At 64.8% G+C, this 378-nt stretch carries 1 protein-coding gene; it reads left to right on the top strand.

Features of this window, described 5'->3' with window-relative positions; translation table 11 throughout:
* Positions 1-58 precede the first annotated feature (58 nt).
* Positions 59-378: hypothetical protein (locus D7Y04_RS44325; protein WP_199749860.1), on the top strand; the 320-nt coding region annotated here is incomplete at its 3' end.

Raw genomic sequence — 378 nt, 5'->3', positions numbered from 1 at the left:
CGGTGCGCCATTGGACAGCGTTCTCCCCACGAACGGGGAGGTGCATCTCCGCCCCGAGGTGATCGTCCCTACTGTGACCAACAACGACGCCGCCGCGCTGGAGACCCCTGTCCCCGGCACGGTCCACCTCATCTGCGTCGATCCGCCATATTACAACAACGTCCAGTACGCCGAGTTGTCGAACTTCTTCTACGTCTGGCTCAAGCGGACACTGGGCGACTGGCCGGGTCTGGAGCACCTCTTCCGCGAAGAGCTTGCTGAAACCAATCGGGAGGCGGTCGCCAACGCGGCCCGCTGGAAGGCCGAGACCGAGAAGGAGCAGGCCGTCTGGCAGGAGAAGTTCGACCGGGCCTTCGAGTCCCTGGCTGAGACGCGCGG

Source organism: Corallococcus sp. AB038B (assembly GCF_003668955.1).
GTDB classification, from domain to species: Bacteria; Myxococcota; Myxococcia; order Myxococcales; family Myxococcaceae; genus Corallococcus; species Corallococcus exiguus.
This window is presented reverse-complemented; position numbering and strand designations above follow the sequence as displayed.